General features: G+C 37.2%; 25 protein-coding genes. 24 read left to right on the top strand and 1 reads right to left on the bottom strand.

From position 1 onward, the window contains the following. Nucleotides 1–345: 345 nt before the first annotated feature. The 8 genes from sleB (at nt 346) to fni (ending at nt 7741) form a co-directional block, all read left to right on the top strand. Complete coding sequence (gene sleB / locus FCJ93_RS06735) at nt 346–1302, top strand: spore cortex-lytic enzyme (protein WP_211344091.1); 957 nt, start codon at nt 346–348, stop codon at nt 1300–1302. Nucleotides 1303–1317: 15 nt separating this feature from the next. Next, nucleotides 1318–2667 (top strand): germination protein YpeB, encoded by a 1350-nt coding sequence (gene ypeB / locus FCJ93_RS06730; protein WP_095306564.1) that lies wholly within the window; start codon nt 1318–1320, stop codon nt 2665–2667. Between the two features lie 209 nt (nt 2668–2876). Continuing rightward, entirely contained in the window at nt 2877–3536 is a 660-nt protein-coding gene (locus tag FCJ93_RS06725) for a flagellar brake protein (protein ID WP_095306563.1), read from the top strand. A gap of 82 nt (nt 3537–3618) precedes the next feature. Beyond that, on the top strand, nt 3619–3801 hold the full coding sequence (locus tag FCJ93_RS06720; RefSeq protein WP_095306562.1) for a DUF5359 family protein: 183 nt from the start codon (nt 3619–3621) through the stop codon (nt 3799–3801). Nucleotides 3802–4008: 207 nt separating this feature from the next. Further along, nucleotides 4009–4683, top strand: a complete 675-nt coding sequence (gene cmk, locus FCJ93_RS06715; protein WP_095306598.1) for a (d)CMP kinase — start codon at nt 4009–4011, stop codon at nt 4681–4683. 1 nt (nt 4684) lies between these two features. Next, nucleotides 4685–5275, top strand: a complete 591-nt coding sequence (locus FCJ93_RS06710) for a lysophospholipid acyltransferase family protein (protein ID WP_095306561.1) — start codon at nt 4685–4687, stop codon at nt 5273–5275. A gap of 194 nt (nt 5276–5469) precedes the next feature. Further along, nucleotides 5470–6606: a 30S ribosomal protein S1 gene (gene rpsA / locus FCJ93_RS06705; protein WP_137743178.1), complete on the top strand. Its 1137-nt coding sequence runs from the start codon at nt 5470–5472 to the stop codon at nt 6604–6606. An 82-nt stretch (nt 6607–6688) separates the two neighbouring features. Continuing rightward, the gene (gene fni, locus FCJ93_RS06700; RefSeq protein WP_095306559.1) at nt 6689–7741 is read left to right on the top strand and encodes a type 2 isopentenyl-diphosphate Delta-isomerase; all 1053 of its coding nucleotides are present in this window, start codon (nt 6689–6691) and stop codon (nt 7739–7741) included. A 271-nt stretch (nt 7742–8012) separates the two neighbouring features. Here the strand turns inward: fni and FCJ93_RS06695 are convergent, their stop codons facing one another. After that, nucleotides 8013–8150, bottom strand: coding sequence for a YpzI family protein (locus tag FCJ93_RS06695; RefSeq protein ID WP_095306558.1), 138 nt, complete (start codon nt 8148–8150; stop codon nt 8013–8015). A gap of 154 nt (nt 8151–8304) precedes the next feature. On the opposite strand from FCJ93_RS06695, the gene FCJ93_RS06690 reads away from it, so the two are divergent. The 16 genes from FCJ93_RS06690 (at nt 8305) to FCJ93_RS06615 (ending at nt 22574) form a co-directional block, all read left to right on the top strand. Continuing rightward, the gene (locus tag FCJ93_RS06690) at nt 8305–8910 is read left to right on the top strand and encodes a YphA family membrane protein (RefSeq protein WP_137743177.1); all 606 of its coding nucleotides are present in this window, start codon (nt 8305–8307) and stop codon (nt 8908–8910) included. Next, the gene (locus FCJ93_RS06685) at nt 8907–9794 is read left to right on the top strand and encodes a YIEGIA family protein (protein ID WP_095306556.1); all 888 of its coding nucleotides are present in this window, start codon (nt 8907–8909) and stop codon (nt 9792–9794) included. Before FCJ93_RS06690 ends, FCJ93_RS06685 begins: the two co-directional genes overlap by 4 nt. Nucleotides 9795–9799: 5 nt before the next feature. After that, entirely contained in the window at nt 9800–9985 is a 186-nt protein-coding gene (locus FCJ93_RS06680; RefSeq protein WP_095306555.1) for a capping complex subunit for YIEGIA, read from the top strand. Nucleotides 9986–10229: 244 nt separating this feature from the next. Further along, entirely contained in the window at nt 10230–11540 is a 1311-nt protein-coding gene (gene der / locus FCJ93_RS06675) for a ribosome biogenesis GTPase Der (protein ID WP_095306597.1), read from the top strand. Between the two features lie 150 nt (nt 11541–11690). After that, entirely contained in the window at nt 11691–12740 is a 1050-nt protein-coding gene (locus FCJ93_RS06670; protein ID WP_095306554.1) for an NAD(P)H-dependent glycerol-3-phosphate dehydrogenase, read from the top strand. A 398-nt stretch (nt 12741–13138) separates the two neighbouring features. Further along, complete coding sequence (locus tag FCJ93_RS06665; protein ID WP_095306553.1) at nt 13139–13339, top strand: DUF2768 domain-containing protein; 201 nt, start codon at nt 13139–13141, stop codon at nt 13337–13339. Nucleotides 13340–13377: 38 nt separating this feature from the next. Further along, nucleotides 13378–14091, top strand: coding sequence for a hypothetical protein (locus FCJ93_RS06660; RefSeq protein WP_095306552.1), 714 nt, complete (start codon nt 13378–13380; stop codon nt 14089–14091). Nucleotides 14092–14409: 318 nt separating this feature from the next. Beyond that, nucleotides 14410–15888: a stage IV sporulation protein A gene (spoIVA, locus tag FCJ93_RS06655; protein ID WP_095306551.1), complete on the top strand. Its 1479-nt coding sequence runs from the start codon at nt 14410–14412 to the stop codon at nt 15886–15888. An 882-nt stretch (nt 15889–16770) separates the two neighbouring features. Beyond that, nucleotides 16771–17043 carry an HU family DNA-binding protein gene (locus FCJ93_RS06650; RefSeq protein WP_126409103.1) on the top strand — a complete coding sequence of 91 codons (273 nt, stop codon included), beginning with the start codon at nt 16771–16773 and terminating at the stop codon, nt 17041–17043. Nucleotides 17044–17362: 319 nt separating this feature from the next. Then, nucleotides 17363–17929: a GTP cyclohydrolase I FolE gene (folE, locus tag FCJ93_RS06645; protein ID WP_095306549.1), complete on the top strand. Its 567-nt coding sequence runs from the start codon at nt 17363–17365 to the stop codon at nt 17927–17929. Nucleotides 17930–18089: 160 nt separating this feature from the next. Further along, on the top strand, nt 18090–18323 hold the full coding sequence (mtrB, locus tag FCJ93_RS06640; RefSeq protein WP_095306548.1) for a trp RNA-binding attenuation protein MtrB: 234 nt from the start codon (nt 18090–18092) through the stop codon (nt 18321–18323). 176 nt (nt 18324–18499) lie between these two features. Further along, nucleotides 18500–19321 carry a heptaprenyl diphosphate synthase component 1 gene (locus tag FCJ93_RS06635; protein ID WP_095306547.1) on the top strand — a complete coding sequence of 274 codons (822 nt, stop codon included), beginning with the start codon at nt 18500–18502 and terminating at the stop codon, nt 19319–19321. Between the two features lie 4 nt (nt 19322–19325). Further along, the gene (locus tag FCJ93_RS06630; RefSeq protein WP_095306596.1) at nt 19326–20030 is read left to right on the top strand and encodes a demethylmenaquinone methyltransferase; all 705 of its coding nucleotides are present in this window, start codon (nt 19326–19328) and stop codon (nt 20028–20030) included. Nucleotides 20031–20083: 53 nt separating this feature from the next. Continuing rightward, nucleotides 20084–21046, top strand: coding sequence for a heptaprenyl diphosphate synthase component II (hepT, locus tag FCJ93_RS06625; RefSeq protein ID WP_095306546.1), 963 nt, complete (start codon nt 20084–20086; stop codon nt 21044–21046). Between the two features lie 152 nt (nt 21047–21198). Continuing rightward, nucleotides 21199–21645 carry a nucleoside-diphosphate kinase gene (ndk, locus tag FCJ93_RS06620; protein ID WP_095306545.1) on the top strand — a complete coding sequence of 149 codons (447 nt, stop codon included), beginning with the start codon at nt 21199–21201 and terminating at the stop codon, nt 21643–21645. A 155-nt stretch (nt 21646–21800) separates the two neighbouring features. Continuing rightward, nucleotides 21801–22574, top strand: a complete 774-nt coding sequence (locus FCJ93_RS06615; RefSeq protein ID WP_095306544.1) for a CheR family methyltransferase — start codon at nt 21801–21803, stop codon at nt 22572–22574. The last annotated feature ends 259 nt before the right edge of the window (nt 22575–22833 follow it).

Raw genomic sequence — 22833 nt, 5'->3', positions numbered from 1 at the left:
TAATTTTATCAGAAGAGGTCCTTATTTTTATACAAAAATGAATCAAAGCCAGTGAAATTTTACGTGTCGTAAAATTTCACTGGCTTTTTCATTTTAGAGATGGGTTTTGTCCCACCCTCTTATTATCATTTTTTTTTAAGATTGCATTTACCATATAAGCACAAGCAGTTGGGCTTTCGTTCTGTTTCTTCTTTAATTCATGTGTTCATTTTAAGAAAGCGACTTGATTTTTGAATAAAAACCCACTTAATACAAAAAATAGGCTCAAGTGGAGTACATTGCCTTTTAACACGAGATCAGGAAACAAAGTTCTGCTAGGAATCAAATTCAATTGGGGGTGCATTCATGAACAAGAAGCTTTTATTATCAAAAGTCTTTCTTATTATTTCAATTTGTATAATTTGTGTTCCATTGAGTACCAGCGAGAAGACTGTAGAAGCTTTCTCCGGTCAAGTCATCCAGCATGGTGCAGTAGGAGATGATGTTATTGAATTACAGTCAAGGCTCCAGTATTTAGGGTTTTATAACAAGAAAATAGATGGGGTTTTCGGCTGGAGTACTTATTGGGCACTTCGAAATTTTCAATATGAATTTGGCCTGCCAATTGATGGATTAGCGGGTCAGAAAACAAAGGATATGCTCGTTAGGGCATCGCAATATCATGAACAACATGTGAAGGAACAAATTAACAAAGGAAATAGGTTCACACATTATGGTGGTGTGGACTTAAACAAACAAAAAGGACCTGAGAAATCAGGAGGCGCTGCTAAGGGAAAAGGAGGACAGAAAGCACCTGCTCAGCAACAAACTGGACAGAAAGCTCCAGCCCAGCAAGAAAATAAAGGGCAAAAAACACCTCCACAACAAAATCAAGGGCAGAACAATGAGGCTCCACAAGCAAATCAGCAGCCTCAACAACCAACAGCTGCAAATGTACCAAACGGTTTTTCACAAAATGACATTCAGCTTATGGCCAATGCCGTCTACGGTGAAGCTCGAGGAGAGCCTTATGTTGGTCAAGTCGCAGTTGCTGCTGTAATTTTAAATCGCGTTGAAAGTGCAACGTTTCCAAATACTGTATCAGGTGTTATTTTTGAGCCTCGTGCATTTACAGCGGTCGCTGATGGACAAATTTGGTTGACTCCTAATGAACAAGCGAGAAAAGCGGTCTTAGACGCAATTAATGGCTGGGATCCTACCGGTGATGCCATTTACTATTTCAACCCAGATACGGCAACAAGTGGTTGGATATGGACAAGGCCGCAAATTAAACGGATCGGAAAGCATATATTCTGTAAATAGAGGGGTGAGATTAAGATGATTAGAGGAATTCTTATCGGAGTATTAGCTCTAGGCGTCGCAGGGACAGCGTTTTGGGGGTACCAGGAGCATCGAGAAAAAAATGCCATTTTGATTAATGCTGAAAATAACTACCAAAGAGCTTTTCATGATTTAACTTATCAAATAGATTTATTGAACGATAAAATTGGTACGACATTGGCAATGAACTCACGCAAATCTCTATCTCCTGCACTTGCTGATGTATGGAAAATAACTGCACAGGCACATAGTGATGTGGGGCAACTTCCTCTCACCTTGCTCCCTTTTAACAAAACAGAGGAGTTTTTAGCCCAAATTGGAGATTTCAGTTATCGTACTGCGGTTCGAGATTTGGAAAAAGAACCATTATCGGATAAAGAATATAATACCCTGAAGGATTTATATGCTCAGTCTGCCGATATACAAAAAGAGTTAAGGGGTGTTCAGCATACAGTATTAAACAATAATTTAAGATGGATGGATGTTGAGCTTGCCCTAGCATCGGAAGAACAACCGCTGGACAATACGATTATAGATGGGTTTAAAACTGTTGAGAAAACAGTAGAAAGCTATGGAGAAACGGATTTTGGACCTACCTTTGTTAGCTTGCAAAAGAAGGACAATCTTTATCAGTATTTAGAAGGCGATGATATAACGCAACAAGAAGCGGAACAAACAGCGAAAAAATATACTGGATTTGGAGAGAATGTAACGGTTCAAACCACCGATAATGGAAAAGGGGCGGACGTTGGTTTTTATAGCGTTTCCATAATAGATAAAAAATCAAAGCTTGAAGCGAATATGGATATCACGAAAAAAGGGGGCTATCCAATTTGGTTTATCGTTTCAAGGGATGTAAAAGAGCAAAAAATTAGTTTGAATGATGCCAGCAATAAAGCGATCAAATTTTTAAAAGACAATAACTTTGAAAACCTAGACTTATTTGAAAGTAGTCAGTTTGATAATGTTGGAGTCTTCACCTTTGTTACAAATGAAAATGATGTTCGCGTTTATCCAGATGCAATTCGTGTAAAAGTTGCGCTGGATAATGGCAATATCATTGGGTTTTCCGCAGATGATTATTTGAAAGCACATCATAAGAGGAAAATTGCCAAACCAACGATGACAGCGGATGAAGTAAGAAAGGAAATCAATCCAAATGTTGAGGTAATGGAAGAAAACTTAGCGATTGTCATTAATGATTTAAACGAAGAAGTTCTTTGCTATGAATTTTTAGGAACACTTGGAGACGATACTTATCGCATTTTTATTAATGCTAATAGTGGTGTAGAGGAAAAAGTGGAAAAGTTACAGAATGCAGAACCAATTTATGAAGATGTTGTTTAATAAAATTAGAAAAAGATTCGTATTAATGCAAGGACTACTTCATTTTTTTTGAGGTAGTCCTTTGTGGGTAGGTAGTTTGTCTCTATTTTAGCTTGCACACTTATGTTCAGCCGTGTCATAATGAAAAATAATAGGTCAATTTTCGCATTTAGTTTGATCGTGCTTATGAATTGATCAAAAGAATAATGACTTATGGAAAGTGTGATGAGATGTTAAAAATCGGCGACCCACTTACTTTGGAATTGAAAAATAGGGATAAAGTGGAAAAGTATAAATGCAAGTTAGCAGAAAGAAAAGGAACACATCTTTATATTGACTATCCGATAAACATAATGACAAGTAAGTCAGCTTTTTTTATTGATGGCACTCAGCTTAAATGTTCCTTTGTAATGAAGGATGGGACAGTGTATTCATTTGAGACAGAAGTGATTGGAAGAGTCAAACAAAATATTCCAATGATGATTCTCTCCTATCCAGGAGATGAGCTTCTTATGAGAATTCAGCGTCGTCAATATGTACGTATTGAAACTTCTGTCGATGTGGCAGTTCATCCTTTGGAAGGTGAAATAAAGCCATTTGTTACTGTAACTGATGATATAAGTGCAGGTGGAGCGGCCATTATCGTTCCAAGTGATTTGAATTTATATAACGGGCTGATGGTTCAGGCATGGATGGTTTTTCCGATGCAAAATGGAGAGTATCATTATTTCTGTATTCAAGCTAAAGTTGTACGGGTTATTCCGCTCGATGGAAGAAGGAACAAGGTTTCCCTTGAGTTTAATGGGGTAGATTCACATCAACGCCAAATTTTGTTGCGCTTTTGCTTTGATCGTCAAGTTGCCATGAAGAAAAAAGGACTACTAGAATAAAGAAAATATTGAAAATAGAATAAGTTTCTTCTTAAAATCCCATAATGGAAATAATCGTTAAATTTGCATTGGGGGCGTAAAGATGAAAACGATAGAAAGAATTATGATCAAAATAATTATTGTGCAATTTTTATTTCTGTTATTAACGCAGATTTTTTTACATAAATGGAATGTACTACCTGAATTAAAAGAAATCACTCAGTATGAGGGGGTATCAGATACAAATTTTTCTGATTTACTGGAGACTTTTAATGGAATGAAATGAAGCAGGAAACTGCTTCATTTTTTGATCGAATAAAATTTAAACATAAATCCTATGTGGAGATGAAAAAATAAAAATAGCTGTCTTTTTTCTAATGTCATTTCGGATTCATATGTTAAAATAGAGTCAGCAAATGAAGTTTTGCTTTGAAGATAAAGCCAAACATTCATCTGCTATATTTTAGTAGATATGGTGCAACAACTAGGAGGAATTATGAACAGAATTTCCATTGCTATAGATGGTCCTGCTGCTGCAGGAAAAAGTACAGTCGCTAAAATTGTGGCCAATAAATTGAATTATATATATGTAGACACAGGTGCCATGTATAGAGGATTAACCTTTCAGGCGTTACAGAAAGGGATCGATCTCCAAGAAGAAGTACAATTACTGGAGCTTTTAAAAAAAACAGAAATACTTTTAAAGCCTTCGGAAAATGGCCAACGGGTATTGGTAAATGGAAGAGATGTTTCCAGTGAAATTCGTGGTTCTGAAGTGACGAATCATGTTTCCATTGTGGCTAGGCATCGAATGATTCGAGAAGAGATGGTTAGAAGGCAAAAAAACTTGGCAGCAGAGGGCGGAGTGGTGATGGATGGTAGGGATATTGGAACACATGTCATTCCTACTGCCGAGGTTAAAATATTTCTTCTTGCTAGTGTAGAGGAAAGAGCCCAGAGACGTCATGCTGAAAATATCGAAAAAGGTTATCCTTCCGATTTAGAAACATTAAAAGAAGAAATTGCCGCAAGGGATAAGCTTGACTCTGAGAGGGAAGTAGCCCCTTTGAAAAAAGCGGATGATGCTGTTGTTATTGATACAACATCTAAATCAATAGACGAAGTCGTTGAATCAATTATGACATTGGCAATGGAAAGGATCGGATGAGATGTCTTTTTATTCATTTGCAAAATCAGTTGTATATGGAATTTTAAAACCAATCTATCGGATGGAAGTGATAGGCAAGGAGAATTTTCCAAAAGACGGTGGGGTTTTACTTTGTGCAAACCATATCCATAATTTTGACCCTCCGATAGTAGGAATTGTAGCTCCGAGGACGATTCATTTTATGGCGAAAGAGGAGTTGTTTTCAGTACCTATTCTTGGGAAATTGCTTCCTCATTTAAACGCATTTCCTGTGAAGCGAGGTATGAGTGATAGAGAAGCACTTCGCAAAGGACTTAAAGTATTAAAAGAGGGCAAGGTTCTAGGTCTTTTTCCCGAGGGAACTCGGAGTAAAACAGGAGAGCTTGGCAAAGGATTGGCGGGAGCTGGTTTTTTTGCTTTAAGAACAGATGCTGAAGTTGTACCGTGCGCGATCATTGGTCCTTATAAAGCTTTTTCGAAATTAAAAGTCGTGTATGGAAAGCCCATTGATATGCAACGGCTTAGAGAAACTAAAGCTTCACCTGAAGAAACAACAGAAGTGATTATGAATGAAATTCGCCTATTAATTGAGGCTCATAAGAAGAATGTGTGATTCTTCTTTCTTGACAAATAGAAGCATTTGTAAGAAGTTATAGAAAAGTGCAGATTGTTTGAACATGACATTTGAATTGTCTGAAGGATTATAATTTTAACTATAATTCTTTCGGAGTGATGTTTGGAAAATGAATTAATTCATTAATATTTTTCTTTTTTAGGAAGTAGCGATTGGATTAAGGAGGAGTACATATGTCCGAAGAGATGAATCAAGTAGAAGTGAAGAATTTTGAGATCGGTGATAGTGTCACCGGTACTGTTTCCAAAGTTGAAGAAAAGCAGGTAATCGTGAATATTGAAGACAGCAAGCTGGATGGAATTATTCCAATTAGCGAGCTTTCTAGTCTGCATATTGAAAAGGCTAGCGATGTTGTAGAAGTTGGTCAAGAGCTTGAACTTGAAGTAACTAAAGTTGAAGAGGATGCTTTAATTTTATCTAAAAGAAAAGCAGATGCTAAAAAAGCATGGAGCGTTTTAGAACAAAAATATGAAACGGGAGAGATTTTTGAAGCAGAAGTCAAAGATGTCGTTAAAGGCGGTCTCGTTGTTGACTTAGGTGTAAGAGGGTTTGTTCCTGCATCTCTCGTTGAAGCTCATTTTGTTGAAGATTTTTCGGAATATAAGGATAAGACATTAGCTTTTAAAATTGTTGAATTGGACCAAGAGAAAAATCGCTTAATCCTTTCTCACCGCGCCGTTGTTGAGGAAGAAATTGGCAAGCAGAAATTAGCTCTTCTTAATTCACTGCAGCCTGGGCAAGTTTTGGAAGGAACAGTTCAAAGGATCACCGATTTTGGGGCATTTGTTGATATCGGGGGGATTGATGGTTTAGTCCATATTTCTCAGTTATCGCATGAGCATGTTCAAAAACCGGCTGATGTTGTCCAAGTAGGTCAGAAAGTAAATGTTAAAGTATTGAATGTAGATAGAGACAATGAGAGAATTTCATTGTCCATTAAGGAAACCTTACCTGGACCATGGCATAATCTTGCTGAAAAAGCGCCGAAAGATTCTGTTCTTGACGGTGTTGTAAAACGTCTTGTCTCCTATGGTGCTTTCGTAGAAGTGTTTCCAGGTGTAGAGGGATTGGTCCATATTTCTCAAATTTCACATAAGCATATTGGAACTCCTCATGAGGTGCTTAAAGAGGGGCAAACCATTAAAGTGAAGGTTCTTGAAGCAAATGAAGATATTCAAAGATTATCTTTAAGTATAAAAGAGCTTGAAGAGAAGGAACCGGAATTTTCTGATTATGAACTCCCAGAAGAATCTAAAGGATTCCAACTTGGGGAAATGATCGGTGAACAACTTAAAAAGATAAAAGAATAGCGTTATTATGATTCATTATTATCATGAAAAATGATGAAATGGACAAAAATAATATAAACGACTATTAAAAAGGTGATAATAGGTGACAAGAGCAAAAAGGAAATCAGAACATATACAGCATGCTTTAAAAATTGGTCAAAGCAGACTTGCTGGTTTCGATGACATTACTTTTATTCACCAAAGCTTACCTGATTGTTCTATAGAGCAAGTGCAATTAAGAACAAAAATTGGCGAACTTACATTAAGTTCGCCAATTTTTATAAATGCAATGACAGGTGGTGGCGGTGAAGCGACATTGCAAATTAATCGAAAATTAGCGATTGTAGCAAGGGAAGCAAACGTCCCGATCGCTGTCGGATCACAAATGTCTGCCTTAAAGGATCCATCAGAGGAAAGAACATTTAAAATTGTACGTGAAGAAAATCGGAATGGGCTTATTTTTGCAAATTTAGGGAGTGAAGCGTCTGTCGAACAAGCAAAAGCAGCGGTTGATATGCTTGAGGCCAACGCATTGCAAATTCATTTGAATACCATTCAGGAGTTAACGATGCCTGAAGGAGATCGGAATTTTGTCGGCGCTCTCAGAAGAATTGAGTCTATCGTTAATGATCTTGAGGTTCCTGTAATTGTTAAGGAAGTCGGTTTTGGAATGGGACGTGAAACAGTTGAAAAACTTCAGAGTGTTGGAGTGTCGGCTGTTGATGTTGGAGGTTTTGGTGGTACAAATTTCGCTAAGATTGAAAACGAAAGAAGAAGCAAGCTGCTTACTTTTTTTAATGATTGGGGCATTCCGACCGCAATCTCTATTATAGAAGCAGCCGAAGCGAGTCGAGAAGTTTCAGTTATTGGTTCTGGGGGAATTCAAAATAGTCTCGATATTATTAAAGCCATCTCACTTGGTGCTTCAGCAACAGGTCTTGCCGGGCAAATTTTAAAAATACTTGTCAATGACGGATATGAAGCTCTCATTGAAGAAATTGAAGAGATGAAAAAAGAGCTACAAATTATGATGACGGCCTTAGGGGCAAAAACGTTATTAGAACTCCAGCATGTTCCTCTGTTAATATCTGGTCAAACTCATCATTGGCTAACTGAAAGAGGAATTGATTCTAAAAGATACAGCCAACGAACATAAAATTTTCTTTTACAAAGTAAAGCTCCCGGTGCTAAAAAGCGCCGGGAGCTTTATTGTTCCCCCGATAAGTCGAGGCCCTTTCAGTTTGTACGGAGATGAACAAGCCGCTTTCGCTTTTCTTTGTCCAGCTGCAGGTCCCTAGCACCTATTGTCCTTCAAGCCAGCTCCCTACGATAAGTCGATAACGAATCGCTTCCGCTCTTCGTATCTCCTATATCTCAGTCACTGCCTCTCCAGGCCATACGGTGCTAAACAGGGACCTTCCGCTTTTCTACTTTCCATTGTTTAGTTTTTTTGCTTCTTGTGGGCTGGACATTTTTGTGGCTCCTGGATAATGGAGTGCTTGATCACGATCGGATTCTACTTTATTACTTTTGTTTATCTTTTTTTCTTGACGATCTTTTCCCATGCTGGCCACCTCCTAACTTATAGGATCTATCTTTTTTCATCATCCTATTCAAAGACAACCTTGATATCAGTCTTTTGTGGCTCATAAAAGTTTATTTAGTGCAGATTAAAGTACATAGCGATGAGACATAATGGAGATGATAGGAGGTAACGGAATGGAAGGAGTTCTCTTTTTTTGGTTATTTTGGATATTTTGGATTGTCACCACTTTTTTTATGAGTAAAAGTCGCTCAAGACTTCTGCTATCAGCCGCTATTTTAAGTGTCATTATTTTATCTTCTTATTCAATGAAACTGTTTGCTCTTAATATTTCTGCTTCAAGCTTGTTTCTGCTTTTAGCTGCGTATATAACAATGGCAAAACAAAGGGGAAGGAAAGGTCTATATCTCTTTATTACCTCCTTTATTATCATGCTTGCATTTACAACCTTTCATCTATATGAACTATACGATCCAGTATGGCTTATTTTCGATCGAAATATGATGTTGTCCTTTCTTTTAACTTATATCGCCTTACTTTTACACCATGATGTGAAATTTCGCATCATCATCCTTATTTGTGGTTCCATACATGGAGAGATTCTGTATGCGTCGATCTTAAAACATATTACTCCTACTTATTTAATTGGCTCGTTTGCTTATTTGGATGTCATCTCAATCTCGATCGGATTTTTGCTCATTATATATGGTTTTAAAAAGGTGTCATCCTATTTTGAATCTCAAATTAAACATCTTGAAAGGGGAAAGCAAAAACCATCATGAGTGAATATACATACTCCATCCTACTTGGGATTATTATTGGAACTTTAACAAGAGTTTATATGTTAAGAACAGATTATCGCCAGTATCCAACATATTTGCATGGGAAAATCATCCATATTGCTTTAGGTTTTATTGCTGCTGGCTTAGGGACACTTGCAGTCCCATCTATTTTGGAGGAAGATTTCACAGCAGTTACCTTTTTAACTATTGCCGCATCTCAATTTAGAGAGGTACGCAATATGGAACGGAATACATTAACGGAAATGGATAGCTATGAACTTGTTCCAAGGGGAAAAACATATATTGAAGGTATTGCTATCGCCTTTGAGAGCCGCAATTATTTAGTCATCTTCACTTCCCTTCTGACAACACTTGGGTACATTATGACGAATTTATGGGGTGGTTTATTGGTTGGTGTAATTGCTTTTTTTCTTTCGAAAATTTTAATGGCGGGTGGAAAGCTTGAAGATATTGTTGAAATTGAGTATGTGGAGCCGAGATTTGATGGCTCTGGATTATATGTAGACAATATCTACATTATGAATATCGGATTGCCTGAAAGAAGAAAAGAGGTTTTACGCTACGGAATGGGTTTTATTTTGAAACCTAAAAATTTCGACTCACGCTCAACGATCGCGAATTTAGGGCAAAGACAAGCGATTTTACATGATGTTTCAACCGCGCTAGGTGTATATCGAGACTCAGGAACTCCCGCATTAGTTCCTTTGGCGAAAAGAGATTTAGATGATGGCAGAATTGGTATTTTTGTTCTGCCTCAAGAAAGAGATATAGAAAGAGCAATTGAAATCATCGGTAAAGTACCGACATTAGAAAATGCGATCCGGATGCCGACAGAAAGAAAGAAAAAGGAAGAGGGGATGTAAAAACAATGGACCTGGAAAAATTTATTCTTGCTGTTATCACAACAAATCCAAAGAAGGTTCCTTCTGGTGTTGCTGTTTTTTATTGTGATAACAAGGAAGAGATGGATAAGGTTACAGCCAATTTGGAAGCGATCTTGGATGGGATTGCTCATGCGTTAACAGAAGATTTGTATATAATTGTGAAGCATTAATGTGTTCGCTAATTACTCTCAAGCTTCATTTTTCGTGATTTTTAGCCAAACAAACACTGGCTCATCCAATCTTTTCGTTGCGAGGGAGTATTCACTTTGTTAATATAATTAGGTTAGGCCCTTCTAATATGGAAGGGTTTCTTTACTAAGGAAATGCCAAATTGAAAGAAAAACATTATTAAAAGATGTAAACACTTCAGAATTATGTGCAAGTGTAGTCTATAAGAAGGAAAGGGTGATGTTCATGGTGAAACCAGTAGTAGCCATAGTTGGACGTCCAAATGTAGGGAAATCAACGATTTTTAACCGGATAGTAGGAGATCGGGTTTCAATTGTAGAAGATATTCCTGGGGTAACGAGAGATCGGATATACAGCGCCGCAGAGTGGTTAACTCATGATTTTAATATTATTGATACAGGTGGAATTGACATTGGAGATGAACCCTTTTTGGATCAGATTCGTCAACAGGCCGAAATTGCGATAGACGAAGCAGATGTGATTATTTTTTTAACCAATGGCCGAGAAGGAGTAACTGCTGCTGATGAAGAAGTAGCGAAGATTTTGTATAAGGCTAAGAAGCCAGTTGTTTTAGCTGTTAACAAAATTGATAACCCAGAGATGAGGGAGCAGATTTATGATTTTTACTCCTTAGGATTTGGAGAACCATTCCCAATTTCGGGTGCTCATGGCTTAGGATTAGGTGATTTATTGGATGAGGCCGCGAAGCATTTTCCGAAGGATGAGGGAGATCATTATGATCCGGATACTATTAAATTCTCGTTAATAGGGCGCCCAAATGTAGGAAAATCTTCACTTGTTAATGCCATTCTCGGAGAAGAACGGGTAATTGTTAGCAATATTGCTGGTACAACTCGTGATGCGATCGACTCAATGGTGACGGTGAATGGGCAAAAATATGTCATTATTGATACGGCAGGTATGCGTAAAAAAGGTAAAGTCTATGAAAGTACAGAAAAATATAGTGTTTTGCGTGCTTTAAGGGCAATTGAAAGATCAGACGTTGTTCTAGTTGTTCTAGATGGAGAAGAAGGAATTATTGAACAGGATAAAAAAATTGCGGGTTATGCCCATGAGGCGGGAAGAGCAGTTGTCATCGTTGTTAACAAGTGGGATGCTGTTGAAAAAGATGAAAAAACAATGAAAGACTTTGAACAGAAAATTAGAGATCATTTTCTATTTTTGGATTATGCACCGATTGTGTTTTTATCAGCCTTAACAAAAAAACGCATACATACTTTAGTTCCGATGATTGATATGGCAAGTGAAAACCATATGAGAAGAGTGGAAACAAGCGTTTTAAATGATGTTATAATGGACGCTGTAGCTATGAATCCAACGCCAACAGATAAAGGGAAAAGGTTGAAGATTTACTATGCAACACAAGTTGCTGTCGGCCCTCCAACATTTGTTGTCTTTGTCAATGATCCAGAATTGATGCATTTCTCTTACCAGCGCTTTTTAGAAAACCGCATTCGAGATGCGTTTGGATTTGAAGGTACCCCGATAAAAATCTTTGCTCGTGAACGTAAATAAAATTTGCAAAATAGATAGGTCATTTTTTCTAATGCTTATAGTAGCACTAAACTTTTTCAATATCGCTTTTTTCGGTAACTTTAGACTCCTTGACTTTGTCTAAGTTATGTGCGAAACAGTGTTCACTAATTAAAATAAGGACGTGATAATGTGGAAAGAAAAAGAGAAAAAATCTCCGTCATCGGTGCTGGGAGCTGGGGAACGGCATTAGCAATGGTCCTTGCAGATAATGGGCATGAGGTTAGACTTTGGGGACATAACCCTCAGCAAATTGAGGAAATTAATAACAATCATAGCAATGAAAAATATTTACCGGGAGTTACGCTTCCGGAAGAAGTTGTGGGCCATTCATCGCTGCAAACAGCATTAGAAAATATTGATCTCATTCTTTTAGCAGTCCCGACTAAAGCGATTCGAGAAGTGCTTAAGCAGATTCAGGAAGTTCAGGAGCGCCCGTTAACAATCGTCCATGTAAGCAAAGGGATTGAACCAGATACATTGATGACAATCTCTGAAATGATTGAGGATGAAATGGAAGCGGAGCTACTAAAAGATGTTGTTGTACTTTCGGGACCGAGCCATGCAGAAGAGGTCAGTCGCAGGTTTATTACAACGGTAACGGTTTCCTCGAAAAATATGGGGGCAGCGGAAAGAATCCAAGACTTATTTATTAATTCCTATTTTCGGGTGTATACAAACCCGGATATTGTTGGTGTAGAAATCGGGGGCGCTTTAAAGAATATCATTGCCCTCGCTGCTGGGATTACGGATGGGCTTGGCTATGGCGACAATGCCAAAGCGGCATTGATCACAAGAGGTCTTGCTGAGATTGCCCGACTGGGTACTAAAATGGGAGCAAGTCCGTTAACCTTTTCAGGATTAGCGGGGATCGGTGATTTAATTGTCACATGTACAAGTGTGCACTCAAGAAATTGGAGAGCTGGAAATTTACTAGGCAAAGGTCAAAAGCTACAAGAGGTTTTGGACAATATGGGAATGGTTGTTGAAGGGGTAAGAACAACGAAAGCTGCTTATCAATTGGCAGCAAAATTTGAAGTGAAAATGCCGATTACGACAGCACTTCATAATGTGCTATTCAAGGACGCTAGTCCGAAAGATGAAGTGGATTCCTTAATGTCACGAGTCAAAACCCATGAAATGGAGGATTTAGCAAACGTTCTCTCAAGTGACCAGATTTAAGTCGTAACCAGTTAATGGATACATGGTGTATGTCTATAATATTTTCAAAATATAGGCTTTCGAGGATGCGATTTATCTTGGTGATGCATACAATGGGAGCGAAGCAAACTGGTGAAATGAACAGGGTGTATGGTGTATTTAGTCATTTTAGGCTAAAGTAAAGAGCAGCCCCCTACTTTACTTTAGTCTTTTTTTGTCCTTTTTATCAGTTGGGAATTTTTGTTAATAAAAGATAGGATGCTAGCTCATTGATGGGACAAATGATTTACTTATCTGTTATTGCTTATGTTATAATAATTCGGAAAATGACAGTGGAGTCTTTATTTTTTGCGTTTTCCCGGTCCTAATCAGAACGATATTTTAGTTGAATCTCTAAGTCTCTCGAAGGAGTTGATGATATGTCACCAGCCATGTTAAAAATGTGGATCTCGATCTCTGCAATGGGATTTATGTTTATTTCAATTATCATGATTTATTTTAGCCGCTATAAATTTAAAAATAGTGTTATAAAATTTATTACTGCTCTCATTGCGTACGTATTAATGATCTTTAGTGGAATTATTATTTTTTTCGTAGTTTTAAGCGGCCCGACCACATAGATTATTAATCAATACATAGAATAGAAGGATTGATACTTATGAATAAAGGAATACTTTTTTTGTCCATTTGCCTGATCACATCCGCTATTTTAACCGGCTGTGCTTACCCACAGGACAAGTTGGCCCAAAATCAGACCCCATATCAAGAGCAAGTTACAACTGTTCAATCCGCAGTTGAAAGATTCCAAGAGGACAAGGGTGGAATTCTCCCGATCAAAACGAAAGAAAACGATACCCCGATTTATCAAAAGTATTTGATAGATTTTAAGCAGCTTGTACCTCAATATATGGCAGAGCCGCCAGGAAATGCGTATGAATCTGGCGGGGTTTTTCAATATGTGTTAATTGATGTGGAAACAAATCCAACTGTAAAAATATTTGATTTGCGGGTCGCGGAGATCATTAGAGATATAAACTTAAGAATTTCAATGCAAGACTATCCTCCCTACAAAGAGAGGATCGCTGATGGTGTCTTCTCGTTGGATTATCAACAGCTTGGTTTCAAGGAAGAACCAGTCGTAATTAGTCCTTATACTAGTCAAGAACTTCCATTGGTGATTAATGGAAATGCGGAAGTATTTGTAGATTATCGCAAAGATTTATATCAAATTTTGCAAGATGGTTCAAAATCTTTGCAACCAGGTGTGGATATTAGAACTATCCTCCATGAAGATTCATTATTTGTTCCTGCTTACTCATTGCCGTATACAATTGAGGTAGAAACAAATGAAATCATTTTTATGCCTTCTTGACCATGTTTTCTAATCGAAATTTGCAGTCATAACCCTTTTCTTACGGAATATATTGTAGGAGAAGGGTTTTTATTATACTTAATTGATCCATTTTAAGTAAAAAGAAATTAAAAAAGGATTTTCTCATAACTCCTTTTAATTTGAAATGAAATTCATAAATAAGGAGGTATTTTTAAAGAAAATTGTCATAACTGAGTAGGACAACATCATACACATATATTGTCTAAGTATCGTGACAAATTCGATATGAGAGTTTTAAATGGCAATAAATAAGGATAACTATTATCCCACTAACTCACGATTTCAGGAGGGGATCACTTGGAAAAGGTAGATATTTTTAAGGATATCGCTGAAAGAACGGGCGGCGATATATATTTAGGAGTTGTTGGAGCAGTACGAACAGGTAAATCAACTTTTATCAAGAAATTCATGGAGCTCGTTGTTCTACCGAATATGGATAACGAAGCAGAGCGAGCTCGAACCCAAGATGAATTGCCTCAAAGTGCAGCTGGAAGAACGATCATGACGACTGAACCAAAGTTTGTTCCCAATCAAGCGGCTACAGTTCATGTCAGCGAAGGATTAGATGTCAATATTCGTTTAGTAGATTGTGTTGGGTATACTGTACCAGGGGCGAAAGGTTACGAGGATGAAAATGGTCCTCGAATGATCAATACTCCATGGTACGAAGAACCGATTCCTTTCCACGAAGCAGCTGAAATTGGTACAAGAAAGGTGATTCAAGAGCATTCAACCATCGGTGTTGTCGTTACGACAGACGGAACAATTGGAGAAATCCCAAGGGTGGATTATATTGAGGCTGAAGAAAGAGTTATTGAAGAGTTAAAAGAAGTTGGGAAACCATTTATTATGGTGATCAATAGTGTTCAGCCACATCACCCGAATACAGAGGCACTTCGTCAAGAACTGGCTGAGAAATATGATATTCCAGTGCTTGCAATGAGCATAGAAGGAATGCGCGAGGCAGATGTTCTAAATGTTATGCGCGAAGCTCTTTATGAATTCCCGGTCTTAGAAGTCAATGTTAACCTCCCGAGCTGGGTGATGGTATTGAAAGAAGATCATTGGCTCAGAGAAAGCTATCAGGAAGCAGTAAAGGATACAGTTAAAGATATTAAAAGGCTGAGGGATGTCGACCGAGTTGTACATCTCTTTGGAGACTATGAATTTATTGATAGAGCAGGATTGGCTGGTATTGAAATGGGTCAAGGGGTTGCGGAAATTGATCTTTTTGCCCCAGATGAGCTATATGATGACATTTTAAAAGAAATTGTCGGTGTGGAAATAAGGGGAAGAGATCATCTTTTAGAATTAATGCAAGATTTTGCTCATGCGAAGCAAGAATATGACCAAATATCAGATGCGTTGAAAATGGTAAAACAAACGGGATATGGAATTGCTGCACCAACACTTGCTGACATGAGTTTAGACGAGCCGGAAATCATTCGCCAAGGTGCTAGATTTGGTGTCAGATTAAAAGCTGTTGCTCCGTCTATCCATATGATAAAAGTGGATGTTGAATCGGAATTTGCGCCGATTATCGGGACAGAGAAACAAAGTGAGGAATTGGTACGATACTTAATGCAAGATTTTGAGGATGACCCATTATCAATTTGGAACTCTGATATCTTTGGCAGAAGCCTAAGCTCAATCGTAAGAGAAGGTATTCAAGCTAAGCTTTCTTTAATGCCGGAAAATGCAAGATATAAATTAAAAGAAACACTTGAGAGAATTATAAATGAAGGCTCAGGCGGATTAATTGCGATTATTTTGTAACTGCTCAAGACTCCAGAATGGGGTCTTTTTTATTGTTGTTGTTTGCGATAAATAAAGAATAGAGGGCATATGGTAGGTGCAAGTTTTAACGAAGGATGCAGGCTCTATTGCTTCACTCTATTTTTTAGAGGGGCAGCGTATTCTTCCCTTTCACGATTCCAGTAAGAATGCTGTTCGTAAAGGACAGGATTACTTGTCAAAATAGATTGCGAAAAAGCGAGATAAAAAAAGAATTTCAACGAAAAAATCCGTAGTATTGCTCGCGCTTTCGCTCCATAGACTCTCAACTTTTTTTAATAGGCTTGGAGGGAACTCTTGTACCGGACAACGAGAATTTTTGTGCTTTGTTAAAAATATTGCTTCATCATATAAAACAATAAGCATAAGAATGTTCAATTTAGTTGAAAAGCAATTGCGAGTGTAAATATCACTCTAATTTGAATTTTGAGAAATATTGTTCTGATCTCGACAATATCCTGCAAAAACGGTTCAAAAAAGAAAAGATTACCATTAATTCGCTAAATTTTCTTGATAACCTTAAATGATTGTGATAATCTTTTAACAGAATTACTGTTGAAAGCGACATGAAGCCTTATAAATTAAGGTTTTTTAAGAGAAAAGCGTTGAAATCTTGATTTTTATCATTTAATATATGAAAAGAGGTTCATTCAATTGAAACGTTGATGTTATCACATTTAAGAAGTGATAGACCTTTTTTTGTACGAAAATCCAATGTTTTAACCTATTAACCATGAAAAATGGCTAAAAATAGGGATAAATATGAGTCGCTACGTATAGAAATCAGTAATTTTGTTTAAAAATGATGATAAGAATGCAATTTTCAACTGAATGAGTCGAATTCTTTGGGAGGAGGTGAAAGGCATGAACAAGACAGAACTAGTTAATGCGGTTGCTGAGGCTAGCGAACTTTCTAAAAAGGACGCAACTAAAGCAGTTGACGCTGTATTTGATTCAATCTTAAATGCTTTAAAAGATGGTGATAAAGTACAATTAATCGGTTTCGGAAACTTTGAGGTACGTGAGCGCGCAGCTCGTAAAGGACGTAACCCTCAAACTGGTGAAGAAATTGAAATTTCTGCAAGCAAAGTACCTGCTTTCAAACCAGGTAAAGCGCTTAAAGATGCAGTAAAGTAATTACATAGTACTTTATACTTCTGATAATATATCTTGCTCGTTTACGAGTGGATATTCTTATCTTCTTGAAAAAGGTTCACGTTTATACGTGGCCTTTTTATTTTTATTTGCTCATTTCATGCGAAACTGAGGTTTCATCGTTTCAAGGTAAAATGAGCAAAAAATCATTAGCGCATATAATTCCGCCTTATTTTTGTTGTGTTAGAAATTATCGGAAGATAAATTCCTTCTTTTTGCCTGTCTTTCGTAAGATGTGCTAAGATGTTAATGTTATATTTAGGTTAGTTGATGAAGGATTAGGCTGAGGAGGATATTAATCATGTCAAAGGTCAATCGTGCCCAAATTGAAGAGGCGGTACGTTTAATATTAGAAGCGGTGGGGGATGACCCTAATCGAGAAGGAGTACTGGATACTCCGAAACGGGTAGCAAAGATGTATGAGGAAGTATTCCAAGGAATTCATCAAGATCCACGTGAATATTTTGAAACGATATTTAGTGAAGATCACGAAGAGTTGGTATTGGTTAAAGATATTCCGTTTTACTCTATGTGTGAACACCATCTCGTTCCTTTCTATGGTAAGGCTCATGTTGCCTATATTCCTCGGAATGGCCGAGTGACTGGGCTGAGCAAACTGGCAAGAGCAGTCGAAGCGGTAGCGAAAAGACCGCAGCTTCAAGAAAGGATCACATCAACCGTTGCTGATGCAATGATGGAAAAGCTTGAACCACACGGTGTCATGATTGTCGTTGAAGCGGAACACATGTGCATGACAATGCGCGGTGTCAAAAAACCTGGTGCTAAAACTGTAACCACAGCCGTTAGGGGTACATTGGCAGAAGACAGTCAAGCAAGAGCGGAAATTTTATCGTTAATTAAACAATAGTACGAAAAGTATCGACTAAAATGTGAAATTTGGTCGATACTTTTTAAAATAGGTTAAGTTGTTTTCGCAAAACCTATAGGAAAGTCAATGTAATAATTGGTATGATGAGTGTACGACAAATTTTGAATCATAATAATCATTAATGGGGAGGTGGGAGCGGATGGAAAACAAACCAAACGGTGAATATTTAGTGATTAAAGCAATTGATGATGGAGTTAACGTAATTGGATTAACTCGCGGCACAGATACGCGTTTTCATCACTCTGAGAAACTAGATAAGGGTGAAGTCATGATTGCTCAATTTACTGAACATACTTCAGCCATCAAAATAAGAGGAAATGCTAAAATATTGACCTCATACGGGGAAATAAAAAGTGGCGGAAGCGAAGATTAAACTTCTCTATTTAATATAGTAATATTGTTAATATATAACAATATACAGAATTATCTATATTTTTTATTAAGAGGACCATAGTAGGACCTTTTATGATATAATTGTCAATGCGTTTATTTTTCAAAAGGTCGGGACAAAAAGTAAAAGTAGAATCTAGGGGATACAAGGGTGATTTCATGCTAAACCTTCAACAAAAACTAGAATACGTTCGGGAAAAAATAGAAGGAAAGATCCATCATCCCTTCTTAACTAAAAATATCGAAGCGCCAATAATTGATGAAGATAAGCTTTTCTTTCTTGTCTCTTTTCTAGATGATCTGAACGTTTCCATTGAAGATATGGAGAGCTATGTAGTGCCGACAATGCTATTGCAAATTGCTCTTGATACCCATGATAAGGTTACGAACGATCTTTCAGGAGATTCCAATTTAAAACATAGGCAGCTAACGGTACTTGCCGGAGTCTACTATAGCGGTCTTTATTATAAAATTCTGGCCGATCAAGATAACATTGAAGTAATCAGATTGCTTGCAGAAGGAATTGAAACCATCAATGATCAGAAAATTATCGTTTATCAGCAAGAGCTAGATGGAATTGAAAAACTTATTGAATGTCTTAAGAATATCGAAGCATCTTTACATAAAAAACTTATTAAACATTTACATGCAAAGGGTTGGGATGACGTCATCACCAATTTCTTATTAATTAAGCGCTTAAATAAAGAAAGGGAGCAGTTTGTTAAGTCCCATACGTCTGTAGTTTTTGAGGGATTAAAGAAATTAGTTTTCCCAAAGCATGAACATACTTTGAAAGAATTATCACATGAACAAAGAAATCATTTAGTATTTATTTGCGATAAATATATAAGCTTTTCAAAAGAACTGCTAATAAAAGCAAAAAATAAACTGCCACTAGTAAATGAAGCGGTTGAAAGCAAAATTGAAGTGGTTTTAAATCAACATCAAATAGGTGTGAAATCGCTTGTGGAAGAAGGGTAAGGAAATGGACCAGTCAAAAGAACAACGTGTACATGGTGTTTTTGAAAAAATCTCTGACAACTATGATAAGATGAATTCAGTGATCAGTTTTCAGATGCATAAAAAATGGCGTGAAGACACGATGAAGAGAATGAACGTCAAGACCGGTTCTAAAGCGTTAGATGTTTGCTGCGGTACAGCAGATTGGACGATTGCCTTAGCAGAAGAAGTTGGTTCGAACGGAGAAGTTATTGGGCTTGACTTTAGCAAAAACATGCTTAAAGTTGGTGAAGAAAAAGTTAACGATTTGCATTTGGACAATGTTCAATTAGTTCATGGAAATGCAATGGAGTTGCCGTTTCCTGATCATACCTTTGATTATGTTACGATCGGTTTTGGTCTACGGAATGTACCGGATTACTTGCAAGTGCTAAAGGAAATGAATCGTGTTCTTAAGCCTGGCGGGATCGGAGTTTGTCTAGAAACATCTCAGCCGACTATGTTTGGATATCGACAGCTATTCTATTTTTATTTTCGGTTTATTATGCCGTTTTTCGGAAAGCTTTTTGCAAAGAGCTATAATGAATATGCATGGCTTCATGAGTCAGCAAAGGATTTTCCTGGAATGAAAGAACTGGCAAAAATGTTTGAGCAAGCAGGGTTTAAGAAGGTAAGCTACAAGCCTTACAGTGGCGGTGCGGCTGCTGTACATATTGGCCACAAAGAATAAGGGCAGGTTGACTCTTATTACGTGTTAAAGTTTTTAGGATTGGTGACGTCATAATGAAACTAAAGATGGTGTATTCATTTTTAAGCTCTGATATAAATATTATAGAAAATTCATTAGAAGAAACGGTGAAGGGGGAATCTTCACTTTTGCAGGAAGCATCCTTGCATCTACTGCAGGCAGGAGGCAAAAGGATTCGCCCTGTTTTTGTATTATTGGCAGCAAAATTTGGACGCTACGATATCCAAGTGGTTAAAGATGTTGCTGTTGCTTTGGAACTTATCCATATGGCCTCTTTAGTTCACGATGATGTCATTGATGATGCTGATCTGCGTCGTGGAAGACCGACGATCAAAAGTAAATGGGATAATCGTTTTGCCATGTATTCTGGAGATTATATTTTTGCTAAATCATTAGAGTTAATGACAAATGTAGAAAACCCAGTTGCACATCAAATTTTATCCAATACGATTGTGGAACTGACGATCGGCGAAATTGAACAAATTAAAGATAAATATCGTTTCGAGCAAAATTTGCGCGATTATTTGTTGCGAATAAAAAGAAAGACTGCTTTATTGATTGCAGCGAGCTGTCAACTGGGAGCAATTGCTGCTGGGGTAGAAGAGGAAGTACATCGCAAACTAGCTCGTTTTGGTTATTTTGTAGGAATGAGCTTTCAAATTACCGATGATGTTCTCGATTTTACAGGCACTGAAAAAGAACTTGGAAAGCCTGCTGGAGGAGATTTACTTCAAGGTAACATCACTCTTCCTGTGTTATTTGCAATGAAAGATGAGAAGCTGCGCAGTGAAATAGTTAAAGTGCATGAAAACATTGGATCAGATGAAATGACTCACATTATTGAGCTTATAAAGAATTCAAATGCGATTGAAAAATCCCTTGAATTTAGCGATCGATACTTAGATAAGGCGCTTGAGGTGCTTGATGAACTCCCGAATAATAAGGCGAAAAAGACACTGAGGGACATTGCGCTTTATATTGGCAAAAGAAAATCGTAAAAACATTAACGACAAGCGCTTCACTCTTATGTTTACTAATTAAAAACAGATTGAATCCTCTGTTGCCATTATGTGAAAATAATGGTAATATTTTCGTGGGCTGTCATAAATATTAAGTCCATACATATAGACAAACAGTAGGAGTGGAACATATGGAAAAGACTTTTTTAATGGTTAAACCTGATGGTGTGCAACGCAGTCTAATTGGTGACATCGTTTCTCGTTTTGAAAAAAAAGGTTTTCAACTAGTTGGTGCAAAGTTAATGAGTATACCTCAAGAATTGGCTGAGCAGCATTATGGCGAGCATAAGGAGCGTCCTTTCTTTGGTGAGTTAGTTGATTTCATTACTTCTGGACCTGTATTTGCGATGGTATGGGAAGGTGAAAATGTTATTGCGACTGCACGCAGTATGATGGGGGCGACAAACCCAAAGGATGCTGCACCTGGAACAGTTCGTGGAGATTATGCAGCGACAGTTGGGAAGAATATTATTCACGGTTCGGACTCTCCTGCAAGCGCTGAAAGAGAAATTTCATTATTTTTCAAGGAAGAAGAGCTTGTTTCTTACTCAAAACTAATTAGTGAATGGATTTATTAATTAGAAATTAATTATGATTCTGGAAAAAGTAAGCGCTTGTATAATCTGCAAGTGCTTTTTTAATCTTTTTAGAAATGCTTGATTTTAGAATTGTATTTTTTTATTCGCTTTTAAGCTATACTTAAAATAAAGTTGTTATTTATAGGGAGAAAGAAATGACACAGGATTACGAACAATTTGTTGAAAACGTTAAGAGGAAGACGGGAATTGACCTTTCGTTATATAAAGAAGCGCAAATGAAAAGAAGGCTCACATCCCTCTATGAAAAAAAAGGCTTTCGCTCTTTTAATGAGTATTTTATGGCTCTTAAGGAAAATAAATCGCACTTGGATGAATTTTTGGATCGCATGACGATCAATGTTTCAGAATTTTATCGAAATGGAAAACGGTGGGAAGTATTAGAGAAAAAAATCTTGCCGAAACTGTTGGCGAAAAATAGTCGTTTGAAAATATGGAGTGCTGCCTGCTCGACGGGTGAGGAACCTTATACGATTGCCATGATTATGTCGAAATTACAGCCCCTTTCTCAAGTTCAGGTTCTGGCAACCGATATAGATGAAAATGTTATTTCTAGGGCAAAAATAGGCGCCTATCCAGAAAGGTCTTTAAACGAAGTTCCGGATGATATTAAACGCAAATATTTTAAACAGGATGGCAGCTTATATTATATATCAGATGAGATTAAGAAAACCGTGACATTTAAAAAACAAAATTTGTTGGCAGATCCATTTGCAGGGCCATATGATTTAATTGTCTGTCGAAATGTTTTAATTTATTTTACTGAAGAAGCGAAAGATATACTGTATAAAAAGTTTAGCAATGCCCTTAAGGAAGATGGTATCTTCTTTGTTGGCAGTACGGAGCAGATTTTTAACCCAAGCTTGTACGGTTTTGATACAGAAGATACTTTTTTTTATCGGAAAAAATAAAGAGCGGAAATGCTCTTTTTTTTGACTATTTCATAGGAAACGTTAGTTTTTATCTTTTTAAAGTAGTACTAAAAAGATCGCTCCTAAGTCGATGAAGCGCTAGAAGGAATCTTTTTTCTCTCTCGTTTTATCGAGACAGGCTAAACAGCTTTTATAATAAAGTTTAATGATTAATCGTAGAAAGGATTATGAATGATGCCAGAACAGTGTGAAAGTGCTAACTAGCGTATATTAAGGACAAAATATAGGCAATATTTTA

The organism is Robertmurraya siralis (assembly GCF_005502275.1).
Lineage (GTDB): Bacteria > Bacillota > Bacilli > Bacillales > Cytobacillaceae > Robertmurraya > Robertmurraya siralis.
Note: the sequence above shows the minus strand (reverse complement) of the source record. Positions and strands in the feature narration are given on the sequence as shown.

Excerpts from the sequence above, each read along its gene's own strand:
- sleB (WP_211344091.1), top strand. The coding sequence starts at position 346 with ATGAACAAGAAGCTTTTATTATCAAAAGTCTTTCTTATTATTTCAATT.
- ypeB (WP_095306564.1), top strand. The coding sequence starts at position 1,318 with ATGATTAGAGGAATTCTTATCGGAGTATTAGCTCTAGGCGTCGCAGGG.
- FCJ93_RS06725 (WP_095306563.1), top strand. The coding sequence starts at position 2,877 with ATGTTAAAAATCGGCGACCCACTTACTTTGGAATTGAAAAATAGGGAT.
- FCJ93_RS06720 (WP_095306562.1), top strand. The coding sequence starts at position 3,619 with ATGAAAACGATAGAAAGAATTATGATCAAAATAATTATTGTGCAATTT.
- FCJ93_RS06710 (WP_095306561.1), top strand. The coding sequence starts at position 4,685 with ATGTCTTTTTATTCATTTGCAAAATCAGTTGTATATGGAATTTTAAAA.
- rpsA (WP_137743178.1), top strand. The coding sequence starts at position 5,470 with ATGTCCGAAGAGATGAATCAAGTAGAAGTGAAGAATTTTGAGATCGGT.
- FCJ93_RS06695 (WP_095306558.1), bottom strand. The coding sequence starts at position 8,150 with ATGGGAAAAGATCGTCAAGAAAAAAAGATAAACAAAAGTAATAAAGTA.
- FCJ93_RS06690 (WP_137743177.1), top strand. The coding sequence starts at position 8,305 with ATGGAAGGAGTTCTCTTTTTTTGGTTATTTTGGATATTTTGGATTGTC.
- FCJ93_RS06685 (WP_095306556.1), top strand. The coding sequence starts at position 8,907 with ATGAGTGAATATACATACTCCATCCTACTTGGGATTATTATTGGAACT.
- FCJ93_RS06680 (WP_095306555.1), top strand. The coding sequence starts at position 9,800 with ATGGACCTGGAAAAATTTATTCTTGCTGTTATCACAACAAATCCAAAG.
- der (WP_095306597.1), top strand. The coding sequence starts at position 10,230 with ATGGTGAAACCAGTAGTAGCCATAGTTGGACGTCCAAATGTAGGGAAA.
- FCJ93_RS06665 (WP_095306553.1), top strand. The coding sequence starts at position 13,139 with ATGTCACCAGCCATGTTAAAAATGTGGATCTCGATCTCTGCAATGGGA.
- FCJ93_RS06660 (WP_095306552.1), top strand. The coding sequence starts at position 13,378 with ATGAATAAAGGAATACTTTTTTTGTCCATTTGCCTGATCACATCCGCT.
- FCJ93_RS06650 (WP_126409103.1), top strand. The coding sequence starts at position 16,771 with ATGAACAAGACAGAACTAGTTAATGCGGTTGCTGAGGCTAGCGAACTT.
- folE (WP_095306549.1), top strand. The coding sequence starts at position 17,363 with ATGTCAAAGGTCAATCGTGCCCAAATTGAAGAGGCGGTACGTTTAATA.
- mtrB (WP_095306548.1), top strand. The coding sequence starts at position 18,090 with ATGGAAAACAAACCAAACGGTGAATATTTAGTGATTAAAGCAATTGAT.
- FCJ93_RS06635 (WP_095306547.1), top strand. The coding sequence starts at position 18,500 with ATGCTAAACCTTCAACAAAAACTAGAATACGTTCGGGAAAAAATAGAA.
- FCJ93_RS06630 (WP_095306596.1), top strand. The coding sequence starts at position 19,326 with ATGGACCAGTCAAAAGAACAACGTGTACATGGTGTTTTTGAAAAAATC.
- hepT (WP_095306546.1), top strand. The coding sequence starts at position 20,084 with ATGAAACTAAAGATGGTGTATTCATTTTTAAGCTCTGATATAAATATT.
- ndk (WP_095306545.1), top strand. The coding sequence starts at position 21,199 with ATGGAAAAGACTTTTTTAATGGTTAAACCTGATGGTGTGCAACGCAGT.
- FCJ93_RS06615 (WP_095306544.1), top strand. The coding sequence starts at position 21,801 with ATGACACAGGATTACGAACAATTTGTTGAAAACGTTAAGAGGAAGACG.